At 70.2% G+C, this 12765-nt stretch carries 10 protein-coding genes; all 10 read right to left on the bottom strand.

The genetic code is table 11. The annotated features are described in order from the left end of the window. The 10 genes from ABD357_RS22955 to gatC all read right to left on the bottom strand — a co-directional run bounded on the left by ABD357_RS22955 (position 1) and on the right by gatC (position 12659). The gene (locus tag ABD357_RS22955) at positions 1-3087 is read right to left on the bottom strand and encodes a helix-turn-helix transcriptional regulator (RefSeq protein ID WP_344392528.1); all 3087 of its coding nucleotides are present in this window, start codon (positions 3085-3087) and stop codon (positions 1-3) included. Positions 3088-3251: 164 nt separating this feature from the next. Then, entirely contained in the window at positions 3252-3437 is a 186-nt protein-coding gene (locus tag ABD357_RS22950) for a hypothetical protein (protein WP_344392527.1), read from the bottom strand. Positions 3438-3637: 200 nt separating this feature from the next. Next, on the bottom strand, positions 3638-4219 hold the full coding sequence (locus tag ABD357_RS22945) for a hypothetical protein (RefSeq protein WP_344392526.1): 582 nt from the start codon (positions 4217-4219) through the stop codon (positions 3638-3640). Between the two features lie 35 nt (positions 4220-4254). Beyond that, the gene (locus tag ABD357_RS22940) at positions 4255-4830 is read right to left on the bottom strand and encodes a GNAT family N-acetyltransferase (RefSeq protein WP_344392524.1); all 576 of its coding nucleotides are present in this window, start codon (positions 4828-4830) and stop codon (positions 4255-4257) included. Beyond that, positions 4808-7066, bottom strand: coding sequence for an MMPL family transporter (locus ABD357_RS22935; RefSeq protein ID WP_344392522.1), 2259 nt, complete (start codon positions 7064-7066; stop codon positions 4808-4810). The genes ABD357_RS22940 and ABD357_RS22935 overlap by 23 nt, the downstream gene beginning before the upstream one ends. Before the next feature lie 202 nt (positions 7067-7268). Further along, a complete protein-coding gene (locus ABD357_RS22930) occupies positions 7269-8498 on the bottom strand; it encodes an RNA-guided endonuclease InsQ/TnpB family protein (RefSeq protein ID WP_344392520.1) in 1230 nt (409 codons plus the stop codon). Positions 8499-9084: 586 nt separating this feature from the next. Continuing rightward, a complete protein-coding gene (gatB, locus tag ABD357_RS22925; RefSeq protein WP_344392519.1) occupies positions 9085-10596 on the bottom strand; it encodes an Asp-tRNA(Asn)/Glu-tRNA(Gln) amidotransferase subunit GatB in 1512 nt (503 codons plus the stop codon). Between the two features lie 15 nt (positions 10597-10611). Continuing rightward, a complete protein-coding gene (locus ABD357_RS22920; RefSeq protein ID WP_344392517.1) occupies positions 10612-10854 on the bottom strand; it encodes a hypothetical protein in 243 nt (80 codons plus the stop codon). Beyond that, positions 10851-12356, bottom strand: a complete 1506-nt coding sequence (gene gatA, locus ABD357_RS22915) for an Asp-tRNA(Asn)/Glu-tRNA(Gln) amidotransferase subunit GatA (protein ID WP_344392515.1) — start codon at positions 12354-12356, stop codon at positions 10851-10853. Before gatA ends, ABD357_RS22920 begins: the two co-directional genes overlap by 4 nt. A gap of 6 nt (positions 12357-12362) precedes the next feature. Next, on the bottom strand, positions 12363-12659 hold the full coding sequence (gatC, locus tag ABD357_RS22910; protein WP_030258164.1) for an Asp-tRNA(Asn)/Glu-tRNA(Gln) amidotransferase subunit GatC: 297 nt from the start codon (positions 12657-12659) through the stop codon (positions 12363-12365). Positions 12660-12765 lie beyond the last annotated feature (106 nt).

Genomic DNA, 12765 nt, shown 5'->3' with positions numbered 1-12765 from the left:
TCACCCTGCCGCTTCAGCAGCGGGTGTCTCGGACGGGAACAGCCGTAGCCGGTGGGCCAGGGCCGCTGCCTCGCCGCGGCCGGAGACGTTCAGCTTGGCGAGGATGTTGGAGACGTGGACGCTGGCCGTCTTCGGGGAGATGAAGAGTTCCTCGGCTATCCGGCGGTTGCTGCGGCCGGCGGCGACCAGGCGCAGAACGTCGCGCTCCCGGCTGGTCAGGCCGAGCGCCTCGGCCGGGTCGGCAGGTGTGAGGGCCGGCGGCTCGGGGGCCCGAGGGGTGCGCGTCAGGGTGAGGCGGGCGCGTTGGGCGAGCAGGGCGATGGACTCGGCGAGCGGGCGGGCGCGGAGGTGGCCCGCGACGGCTCCGGCCAGGCGCAGAAGCTCGGTGGCGCGGTCGCGGGCATCGTCGTCGCCCAGGCCGGAGGCCAGCAGGGACTCGGCGAGGCGGTGGCGGACGCGGGCCAGGTCGTACGGGCGCTCCAGCGGCTCGAAGGCGGTCACGGCGGCGGACCAGTCGGCCGGGGTGTCCCTGCCCTCGGCGCGCAGCAGCTCGGCGCGCACCCAGCGCTCGTACGCCCCCCAGAGCGGCACGTTCGTAGCAAGCTGCTTGGCGCTCTCGCGGATGCGCTCGATGTGTTCGGCGCGGCCCTGCTCGGCAGCGGGCAGACCGCGGGCGTCGGCCTCCGCGGTGACGGCGGCGAGCAGCAGCAGCCAGCCGTAGCGCTGGGTGCCGGGTGGCAGGCCGGCCTCCAGGGCGCGGTCGAGTTCGTCGCGGGCGTCGAGGAGGCGGCCCTCGGCCGCGGCGAGAGTGAGGGTGAGCCGGGCCAGCGGCAGCGAGTTCTGCGGCATGAGGTCGTGGGTGCCGTACGCGTCACGGGCGGCGGCCAGGTGGCGGCCCGCCTCGGCGAGATTCCCCCGGGCGAGCGCGATGTCGCTCAAGCGCAGGCACGCGCCGCCACGTGGCTCGGCGCTCGGGAGGGCATGCTGAGCGTTCGTCGCGGCCTGGCAGGCTTCCTCCCACTGGCCCAGGGAGTAGAGAGAATCCGAGAGGTTGTCCCACACCCAGGACTCCGACTCCAACAGACCCATTCTCCCGGTGAGTTCAAGACCGTCCCGCAGGATGCCGACGGCCTCCTTGGAACGGCCGATGCCTTCCAGAGTGCCCGGCAGGTTCACATAGCTGCGGCCCACCTCCCGGGCCGCCCCGAGCTCCACCGACTGGCTCCGGACCTCGTACAACTCGGCGAGGCCCGCTTCGATGTCCCCCGCTTCGACCATGAGTCCGCCGAGCGTGAGCCGCGCGTTCAGCTCGATCTCTCGTGCACCCACCATGCGCGCGTACTCCACGGCGCGCTCGGCGTCCGTCAGGGCCTCGGGCCCCGGTGTATGGAGCATGGACCAGCCGGCGACCGTCGCCAGGACCTCGGCGTGCACCTCCGAGGGCGGCAGACCGCGGACCAGCTCCTGGGCGGTGCCGAGTTCCTTCCAGCCGTCGCCGCGGCCCAGTGCCTGTACCAGTCGGGAGCGCTGGGTCCAGAACCAGGCGGCGCGCAGGGGCTCGTCGTCGCCCTCCAGGAGATGAAGGGCCCGCTTAGTGATCTTCAGAGCGCGCTCGCGCTCCCCGCAGAGCCGGCCCGCGACGGCCGCCTCGGCCATCAGGTCGAGATAGGTCAGCGGCTTGTTGACCGGGTCGCAGCCGCACGGCGGAGCCGGGGCGCAGCCACAGGGAGGATAGGCCTCGGCGTAGTCGACTGGGCGCAGCTCGGCGCGCACGGCGTCGGGGGCGGAGTCCCACAGCTCCATCGCCCGCTCCAGGAGCCGCAGTTGCTCCGAGTAGGCGTGCCGGCGACGGGCCGCCACGGAGGCGTCGAGAACGGCTGGCAGGGCCTTGGCCGCGTCGTGCGCGTGATACCAGTAGCTGGCCAGGCGCGCGGCACGCTCATCGGCCGGTACGAGCGTCGGGTCCGCCTCCAGTGCTTCGGCGTAGCGCCGGTTGAGGCGGGAGCGCTCGCCGGGCAGCAGGTCGTCGGCGACGGCCTCGCGCACCAGGGAGTGGCGGAAGTGGTAGCCGTCCCCGTCGGGTGTCGCGAGCAGGAGGTTGGCTCCCACAGCGGCCCGCAGCGCCTCGATGAGATCGTCCTCGGAGAGCTGCGCCACGGCGGCGAGCAGCGCGTACTCGACGGTGGAGCCGCCCTCCGCGACGATCCGGGCGACCCGCTGCGAACTCTCGGGCAGGCTCTCGACCCGGACCAGGAGCAGGTCCCGGAGGGAGTCGGTGAGGCCGGTGCGGCAGCCCTCGTTCGCTGCCACGGCGAGTTCCTCGACGAAGAACGCGTTCCCGTCGGAGCGTTCGAAGATCTCGTCGACGAGGGTCGGGGCGGGCTCGGAGGCAAGGATTCCGGCGATCTGGCGGCCGACTTCGGCGCGGCTGAAGCGGCCGAGTTCGATACGGCGGACCGTGCGCAGGCGGTCCAGCTCGGCCAGCAGCGGGCGCAGCGGATGGCGGCGGTGGACGTCGTCGGCGCGATAGGTGGCGACGACGACGAGCCGGCCGCTGCGGAGCGTACGGAAGAGGTAGGCGAGGAGGTGACGGGTCGAGGCGTCGGCCCAGTGCAGGTCCTCCAGGAGGACGACCACCGTGCGCTCGGCTGCGACGCGCTCCAGGAGGCGGACGGTGAGCTCGAAGAGGCGGGCCATGCCCTCCTCGTCGTGCCGCCCACGCGAGGTGTCGCCCAGCTCGGGCAGCAGCCGGGCCAGCTCCTCCTCCTGCCCGGCCGCCGCTGCGGACAGCTCGTCGGGAAGCCGGCGGCGCAGGGCGCGCAGGGCGGTGGAGAACGGGGCGAAGGGCAGCCCGTCGGCGCCGATCTCGACACAGCCGCCGAGCGCCACGACTGCGCCCGCACGGTCGGCCGCGCCGGCGAACTCCTCGATGAGACGTGTCTTTCCGACGCCCGCCTCACCGCCGACCAGTAACGCCTGTGGCTCGCCCGCGGCAGCGCGGGCGAGCGCGTCGTTCAGCACGTCCAGCTCGTCGGCGCGACCCACGAAAACCGGACTGACGGACCTGGTCTCCACGACGCCGAGCATCGCACAGGGGTCTGACAGCGCGGCAGCGATTATCGGCGGCCCGCCCGTCCCTGACTTCCCTGCACGGTGTGGCGGCAGCCCCGCACGGCGCAGTGCCGGGAGTCCCCCCGGACTCCCGGCACTGCTGGCACCTCCGGCGCTCTTGGCGCCTTCCCCGGCCGGCATTACGCAGCGCGTGCGAAGCGGTGGCGGCGTGGGTGCGGGCGTCGGTTCACCTGCCCTTCGGTGTCGTCCTTCGCTGAGCGGCGGGCGGCTCGGCGGGCGCGGACGGCCTCGCGCGCCATCCGGTAGCTTTCGGCCTCGCGGATCATCTCGGCGGAACGGATCTGCTGGAGCTCGTACGCGAACATCTCGTACCCCTCGTGAAGAAGTCGGTTTCGGGCTTCGCTTTGTGCGATGCCTCAACCTTCGTCTCCAAGGGGGGTGCCTCGCATCGGGAGAGTTCCGCATCTTGCGCACGGGAGGGGCCTTAGGTCTGCCGTAAGAATCTCGCGGCGGACCTAAGGCCCCTCAGGACGTGCGGTTTCCAGACTGCTTCCCAGTAGGCGGTTCAGCTGCCGGCGGGCACGGAGAGCAGGATGTCGGAGTACTTGAGGGCGGCCAGCAGCAGACCGATGACGCCGAGCGAGACGCCCGCCCAGGCGACCGATTTGGTCCACGGGGCCTGTACGCGGTCCGGGTTCCCGAACGCGGGCCGCACGAGCACCACGACGCCGACGATCAGTGCGGCCAGCGCGAAGAACCCCGCGACCAACGCGTTGGCGTTCCAGGAGTCGCCGTACAACTCCTTGAGCTGGGTGCCCACGCTCGACTGCTGCGCCGTCTCCAGCTGCCCGTACAGCGAGTCGCGGGCCTGTGCCACGGTGCCGACCCAGCTGCCCGTCAGCGAAACGATGCCGAGTCCGGCGGATACGACGGCGGCGGCACCCTGGCCCACGCCGGAACCGCTCGCGCCTGCACGGGTGCCGTCACCGGAGTCCGGGTACGCCTGCTCGTCGTCGTCCTCGTACGCTTCGGCGTCGGCCTGGTCCCCGGCCGTGTCGCCGTCCTTCGTGAGCTGCACGTCCTCCTCGTCGCGCTTTGCCTCGGTGCCGGTGTCGGTGCCGGCCTCGTCAACTGTCTTGGATCCCATGCACGGCACCGTACGGACGCTGTCTGAGAAGTGTCTTAATGATCGTCGCGAGCTGCACGCGCGCGTGCGTCACGCCACTCCGGCGCGAGCACGGACCAGACTTCGAGGTCCTGGCGCACGCCCCGGTAGGGGTAGCTCTCCCGGAACACGCCGTCGCGGCTCATGCCCAGCCGCCGCGCCACGTTGATGCTCGGTTCGTTGGCGGTCGACGCCTGCCACTCCACACGGTGGATGCCGCGTTCGTCGACCGCCCAGTCGACGAGGATCCGCATGGCGCGGGTGACGAGCCCGCGTCCCGCGCCGGCCGGCTCCAGCCAGCACCCGACCTCGCAGGTGCCCCGCTCGGCGTCGAAGTGCAGGAACAGCACACCGCCGACGAGCTTTCCCTCCAGCCACAGCCCGTGCAGGCTGCCGGTGTCGGCGGCGCGCTTGTCGGCGTACGACTGGAGGAGTTCGCGCGCGGAGCCGGCATCCGTGGCGTTCGCCCCGAAGGGGATGTGCTGCCCGATGAACTCACGTCCCCGGTCCAGGTGCGCCAGGAACTCCTCGGCGTGCCAGGGCTCCAGGGGTCTCAGTTCGGCGCCGTCCTCACCCAGGGATATTGCGTACATCCTGCTGCCGCTCCTTCACCAGTACGTCCATCAGCGCGCCGTCTCGCGCAGCCGGAATCGTCGCATGGGAGGGGCCGGCAGGGCTGGACTCGGGCGGTTCGATGCTGATGCGTGGCAGGCGGCGGTCGAGCCAGCGTGGCAGCCACCAGTTGGCGCCGCCGAGCATGTGCATCAGGGCGGGCACCAGGAGCGTACGCAGTACGAAGGCGTCGAGCGCGACCGCGGCGGCGAGCGCGATGCCGAACATCGCGATGACGCGGTCGCCGCTGAGCACGAAGGCGAGGAAGACCGAGATCATGATCACGGCGGCGGAGTTGATCACCCGGCTGGTTTCGGCGAGGCCGACGCGGACGGCCCGCCGGTTGTCGCCGGTCTCCAGCCATTCCTCGTACATCCGGCTGACCAGGAAGACCTGGTAGTCCATGGAGAGCCCGAAGAGCACGGACACCATGATCACTGGCAGGAATGGTTCGATCGGACCCGCGCTGCCGAGGCCCAGCAGCTCACTCCCCCAGCCCCACTGGAAGATCGCGACGACGACGCCGAAGGCGGCGGCGACGGCCGCGACATTCATCGCGGCGGCCTTCAGGGGTATGCCGATGGAGCGGAAGGCGAGCAGCAGCAGCAGGCAGCCGAGCCCGATCACTACGCCCACGAACAGGGGCAGCTTGCCGATGATGACCTCGGCGAAGTCGTCGTAGCCGGCCGTGACACCGCCGACGTGCAGGTCCAGCGAGGTGTCCGTCTCGGCCCGGGGCAGCACGTCGGTGCGCAGCCGGTCGACGAGGTCGCTGGTCTTCTGGGACTGCGGCGAGGACTCCGGGATGACGGTGAGGTAAGCGGTGTCGCCGCCGTTGTCGTACGTCACCGGGGTCACCGAGGCGACCCCCTCGGTGGACCGGAGCGTGGTGTCGAGGTTGTTCAGGGCGAGCTGGTCCTGGGCGGTGTCGACCTCCGTGACGAGGGTCAGCGGACCGTTGACGCCGGGTCCGAAACCGTCGGCCAGCAGGTCGTACGCCTGGCGGGTGGTGGCGGTCTCCGGGTTGTTGCCCTGGTCCGAGGTGCCGAGGTGCAGGCCGAGTGTGGGCAGCGCCAGCACGGTCATGACGGCGAGGGCGACGACTCCGAGCAGCTTGGGGTGCCGCTCGACGAAGGCGGACCAGCGGGCGGCGAGCCCGGTGGGGATCTCCGGCTGGGGGCCGTGCTCGTCCAGGTGGCGGCGCTCGCGGCGGCTGAGGGCGCGCATGCCGATGAGGGAGAGCAGCGAGGGCAGCAGGGTCACGGAGGCCGCGACGGTGAGGATCACGGTCAGGGACGCGGCGATCGCGACGCCGTTGAGGAAGCTGAGCCGCAGGATGAGCATGCCGAGCAGGGCTATGCACACCGTTGCGCCCGCGAAGACGACGGCGCGTCCGGTGGTGGCCACCGCGGTCCGCGCGGCCTCGGCGACCGGCAGTCCGCGTTTGAGTCCGCGCCGGTGTCTGGTGACGATGAACAGCGCGTAGTCGATGCCGACGCCGAGGCCGATCAGCATGCCGAGCATCGGCGCGAAGTCGGCGACGGTCATGAGGTGGCCGAGCAGCACGATCCCGGCGTACGCCGTGCCGACGCTCACCAGAGCTGTGGCGATCGGCAGCATTGAGGCGGCGAGCGAGCCGAAGGCGAGGAAGAGGACCACGGCGGCGACGATCACGCCGACCACCTCGGCGATATGGCCGCCCGAGGACTCGGTGAGCCCGATGGCGTTACCGCCCAGCTCGACCTGAAGGCCGTCCGTCTCGGCGTCCTTGGCGGTGTCCACGACGGCCTGGACTTCGGCCTTGTCGACGTCCTTGGACTGCTCGTCGAAGGTGACCGAGGCGTAGGCGGTGTGCCCGTCTGCGCTGATCCGGCCGGCACCCTGGCTGTCGTACGGGTCGGTCACGGAGGCCACGCCGGGCAGTTCCTCGATCTTGTCGAGGGTGACCGTCATCGTCTGCTCGACATCGGCGGCGCGTACGGAACCCGCGTCGGAGGCGGTGTGCCAGACGATCGTGTCGCTGTCCCCGCTGAGGTCCGGGAAGCTCTTCTGCAGCAGCTGGGCGGCGCGGCCGGATTCCGTGCCTGGCACCTTGTAGTCGTTCGAGTACGCGGATCCGGCGACCGCTGCGACGACGGTCGTACCGCCGAGCGCGAGGATCCAGAGCAGAACGACCAGAAGGCGGTGCCTGACACACCAGCGCGCGAGTGCTGCCACGAACGAGCTCCCAGTGGGGTGGGGATTGTGGATCTTTACCGGGAACCGCCGAGCAAAGAACACATGAGCAATACGTGGACAACTCTTGCAGGCCGTAGAGATCGTTAGCCGTTTTCGTGGACTTACTCACAGAAATGCGAGGGACTTCACAGCACGCTTATTTGAATCCTCCCCTCCCCCTGAAGGGGAGGGGATTCCCGGCTCAGGCCGCCTCCTGGAGCAGCGCTCCAGGAGGTCTTCCGCCATCGGCACCAGCCGGGTTGAGACCAGCCCGGGCGAGCATCACGCGTGCGGAGTTCTTGTCCCGTGGAGACGCGGTTCCGCACACGGTGCAGGTGTAGGTGCGCTCACCCAGCGGCAGGCGATGCTTGGCTCTCGCATCGCACTGCGCGCAGTCCATAGTGGTGTGCGCGGGATGGACCAGGTGCACGGTCCTGCCGTGCTTGCGGCCCATCTCGATCAGAGCCTGCTTGGTCGCGCCGATGGCGGCGTCCGCGGCCTTGCGGGCCATGGTGGTCCTGGCCAGGAACTTCGGACGGAAGTCCTCCACCGCGAGGGCATCGTGGTCGCGGACCACCTTCTTGGCCCACTTGCGGCCGGTGTCCTCACGCTGCCTGGCGACCTTCTTGTGCGCCTTCGCCCGCAGCTCCTTCGCCGCGCGGTAGCCCTTCGAGGCAGCCTGCCCCTGCTTCGGCTTGCGGCGGGCCATCATCCGGTCGTACCGGGTCAGCTTCTGCTGCGCCTTCCTGCCGTGCTCGGCGTGCGGCAGGTCGTGCGCGTCGGACGTGGTGGTCGCGGTCTCCCTCACACCCCAGTCGACACCGAGTGCGCGGCCGGTCTTGGGCAACGGCTGCACCTCGGCGGGGACGACGAACGAGCAGTACCAGTGCCCGAGGCTGTCCTGGTATACGCGCACCGAGGACGGCTCTGCGGGCAGGTCCCGCGACCACACCACGGTCAATACGATGCCGCCCGCCAGGTGCAGCCGGTCGTCCTTGAGACGGAAGCCGCGCCGGGTGTAGTTCAGGGTCGGCAGCGCCTCGCGCTTGGTCTTCCACGTCGGCATCCCCGCCCGACGGTGCTGCGCAACGCCCTCGCGGATGTCCTTTTGCGCCTTGGCCCTGGACTTGCCGAAATCCCGGATGACCTGCTGCTGGGGAACCGACGAGCCCTCACGCAGCCACGGCGTACAGGCGCGGGCCTCGGTCAGCATCCTGTCGAGCTGCGCCGGGCCGCAGGTGGCCTTCTGGCCGGTGGACTTGTTGTGCAGGTGTACGGCCCTGGACTTGGCGACGCATTCGTTCCACACCCAGCGGCATCGGTCCCACTCCGCCGCCAGGGCGGTGCGGGCGGTGCGGGCGGTGGACGACACGCGCAGCCGGTAGGTGTAGCGGGCCTGCCCGGCCTCCGCAGCCGCCGTCACCTGCGCCATCTCGCCCCCTCACGGCCCCTGGCCGGGCCACGGTGCCGTCCCGAACCTCTCCGAAGGACCATATGTACGACGCCAGCACACACGCACCCCGATCCCCCGGCCACCACCCCGACCAGCGATCACAGGCACACGTGTTCGCATCACCCTCGGCGATGCCGACAGCGGTACGGGCGCTCCGCGCCCTGAACCGGGAGCGGCGACGCTCAGCGTCGCGACACCCGGATGCGATTCCCCCTCGGCGTGAACACCGGGGCCTCCTCGCAAGAAACAGGTGAAGTCGCCGTGGGCAGCACGGCGTTGAGCATCATCCTGCAGATCGCCGCGTCCGTCGGCATGGCGCTGACGGCTACGGACGGGTTCCGTACGACGCTACTGTGCGGGGTTGATGGCGCTGGCGCTTCCTATGGCGGTTCGGTTGCCGCATTTGAGCCCGTCTGGGGGCACCTCCCAGCGGTAGCTGGGGAGATTGAGGACGAGGCCGCCAGGCCGATACGGGGGGCTGGGGGCGGAGTCCCCAGGGGCGGCACACACGAGGGGCGGTGCGCCTGAACCCAGGTGCACCGCCCCTCAAGCGACAGAGCGAGGGCTAGCCCTCGACCCCCAGCTTCTCAAGGATCAGTTCCTTGACGCGGGCCGCGTCGGCCTGCCCCCGCGTGGCCTTCATGACCGCGCCCACGAGGGCACCCGCCGCGGCCACCTTGCCACCGCGGATCTTGTCCGCGATGGCCGCGTTGCCCGCGATGGCCTCGTCGACGGCGGCCGTGAGGGCGCCCTCGTCCGAGACGACCTTCAGGCCACGCTTCTCGACGACCTCGTCCGGGGTGCCTTCGCCCGCGAGAACGCCTTCGATGACCTGACGGGCCAGCTTGTCGTTGAGGGAGCCCTCCTTGACCAGCGAGGTCACCCGGGCCACCTGCTCGGGCGTGATCGGCAGTTGGTCGATCGGACGCCCCGACTCGTTGGCGTTCCGGGCCAGTTCGCCCATCCACCACTTGCGGGCCGAGACCGAGTCGGCACCCGCCTCGATCGTGGCGGCGATCAGATCGACCGCGCCCGCGTTCAGGATCGACTGCATGTCGTGCTCGGAGATCCCCCACTCCTCGCGCAGCCGGTTGCGGCGTACCCGCGGCAGTTCGGGCAAGCCCGCCCGCAGCTCCTCGACCCACTCGCGGGTCGGAGCGACGGGGACGAGGTCCGGCTCGGGGAAGTAGCGGTAGTCCTCCGCCTCTTCCTTCACGCGCCCGGAGGTCGTGGAGCCAGTGTCCTCGTGGAAGTGGCGGGTCTCCTGGATGATCGTGCCGCCGCTGCTCAGGACGGCGGCGTGCCGCTGGATCTCATACCGGCAGGCACGCTCCACCGACCGCAGCGAGTTGACGTTCTTCGTCTCGGAGCGCGTACCGAACTTCTCGGTGCCGTTGGGGCGCAGCGAGAGGTTCACGTCGCAGCGCATCTGGCCCATCTCCATGCGGGCCTCGGAGACACCGAGTGCCTTGATGAGCTCGCGCAGCTCGGCCACGTACGCCTTGGCGACCTCGGGAGCGCGCTCCCCCGCTCCCTCGATCGGCTTGGTGACGATCTCGATCAGCGGGATGCCGGCGCGGTTGTAGTCGAGGAGGGAGTGCGAGGCGCCGTGGATACGGCCCGTGGCGCCGCCCACGTGCGTGGACTTGCCGGTGTCCTCCTCCATGTGGGCGCGCTCGATCTCCACACGGAAGACCTCGCCGTCCTCCAACTGGACGTCCAGATAGCCGTTGAAGGCGATCGGCTCGTCGTACTGGGAGGTCTGGAAGTTCTTCGGCATGTCCGGATAGAAGTAGTTCTTCCGGGCGAAACGGCACCATTCGGCGATCTCGCAGTTCAGCGCGAGACCGATCTTGATCGCGGACTCGACACCGGTCTTGTTCATGACCGGGAGCGAGCCGGGCAGGCCGAGACAGACGGGGCAGGTCTGCGAGTTCGGCTCGGCGCCCAGCTCGGTCGAACAGCCGCAGAACATCTTGGTCTTGGTGCCGAGTTCGACATGGACCTCGAGGCCCATGACGGGGTCGTACGACGCCAGCGCGTCCTCGTACGACACCAGGTCGGTCGTGGTGGTCACGGTGAAACTTCCCTCTCAGCCCAGCAGGACGTCGTCGTCGCCCAGCCGCTTCAGCTCGCGGTAGAGCAGTGCGAGACCGGTGACGACACCGGCGGCGGTCACCACGGCGTCGACGAGCCGCAGCGTGTCGTTCTCGGCGCGGGCCTTCTTGATCTGCTTGGCGACACCGATCGCGCCGAACGCGGTCGTGGCGATGGACAGGTACGTGCCGGACTTCGACTTCTTGAAGCCCTTGGCCTTCGACAGTGCCTTGCTCACAGCGACGGAGCCTCCTCGATCAGCGGGTGTCCCCACCTTTCCACGAAGGCGGCCTCGACCGCGGCGCCCACCTTGTAAAGGCGGTCGTCCTGCATCGCGGGGGCGATGATCTGCAGACCGACCGGGAGGTTGTCCTCCGGCGCGAGGCCGCAAGGCAGCGACATGGCGGCGTTGCCCGCCAGGTTGGTCGGGATGGTGCACAGGTCGGCGAGATACATCGCCATCGGGTCGTCGGCGCGCTCACCGATCGGGAAGGCGGTGGTCGGCGTCGTCGGCGAGACGATCACGTCGACCTGCTCGAAGGCCTTCTCGAAGTCGCGGGTGATGAGCGTACGGACCTTCTGGGCGCTGCCGTAGTACGCGTCGTAGTAGCCGCTCGACAGGGCGTACGTGCCGAGCATGATGCGGCGCTTGACCTCGTCTCCGAAGCCCGCCTCACGGGTGAGGGAGGTGACGTCCTCGGCGGAGCGGCCGCCGTCGTCGCCGGTGCGCAGGCCGTAGCGCAGGCCGTCGAAGCGGGCGAGGTTGGAGGAGCACTCGGACGGCGCGATCAGGTAGTACGCGGACAGCGCCAGGTCGAAGGACGGGCAGTCCAGCTCGACGATCTCGGCGCCCAGCTCCTTGAGGAGCGCGACCGACTCGTCGAAGCGCTGGACGACACCGGCCTGGTAGCCCTCGCCGCGGAACTGCTTGACGACACCGACGCGCATACCCGCGACGGAGCCGTTGCGGGCGGCCTCGACGACGGGCGGTACGGGCGCGGCGATGGAGGTCGAGTCGAGGGGGTCGTGACCGGCGATGACCTCGTGGAGGAGGGCCGCGTCCAGGACCGTACGGGCGCAGGGGCCGCCCTGGTCGAGGGAGGACGAGAACGCCACCATGCCGTACCGGGACACGCCGCCGTACGTCGGCTTCACGCCGACCGTGCCGGTCACGGCGGCGGGCTGGCGGATGGAGCCGCCGGTGTCGGTGCCGATGGCGAGCGGGGCCTGGAAGGAGGCGAGGGCGGCGGAGGACCCACCGCCGGAGCCGCCGGGGATGCGGGTGAGGTCCCACGGGTTGCCGGTCGGCCCGAACGCGCTGTTCTCGGTGCTGGACCCCATGGCGAACTCGTCCATGTTGGTCTTGCCGAGGATGACGACGTCGGCGGCCTTCAGCTTCTGGGTGACGGTCGCGTCGTACGGCGGGATCCAGCCCTCGAGGATCTTCGAACCGACCGTGGTCGGGATCCCCTCGGTGGTGAAGATGTCCTTGAGCGCGAGAGGCACACCGGCGAGAGGCCCGAGCTTCTCCCCTTGCTCCCGCTTCTCGTCGACGGCACGGGCCTGGGCGAGCGCGCCCTCCCGGTCGATGTGCAGGAAGGCGTGCACCTTCTCGTCGACGGCCTCGATACGGGCCAGGTGGGCCTCGGTGACGTGCACGGCCGTCAGGTCACCGGCGGCGATCTTCTGGGCGATCTCGGCGGCGGTGAGCTTGATGATGTTGACGTTGCTGTCCGTCATGTCGGGTTACTCCTCCCCCAGGATCTGCGGCACCTTGAAACGCTGCTGCTCCTGGGCCGGGGCGCCGGACAGCGCCTGCTCGGGGGTGAGCGACGGACGGACCTCGTCCGCGCGCATGACGTTCGTCAGCGGCAGCGGGTGGGAGGTCGGCGGTACGTCTTGGTCGGCGACCTCGCTGACGCGGGCGACCGCGCCGATGATGTCGTCGAGCTGACCGGCGAAGTGATCGAGCTCTTCGTCCTTCAGCTCCAGACGCGCCAGCCGTGCGAGGTGGGCGACCTCCTCGCGCGTGATGCCAGGCATGCAGCGATCCTCAGGGGTGAGTGTGTGTGCTTTGCGCCAATCCTATGGCGCCGGTGCGGGTGGCTGCGCCCGGGTTTCCTTTCTGCCTCCCGCCCTCTGGGGTGCT

Source organism: Streptomyces vastus, from assembly GCF_039532825.1.
Taxonomy (GTDB): Bacteria; Actinomycetota; Actinomycetes; order Streptomycetales; family Streptomycetaceae; genus Streptomyces; species Streptomyces vastus.
The sequence above is the reverse complement of the archived record's forward strand: the minus strand, read 5'-3'. Positions and strand labels throughout refer to the sequence as shown.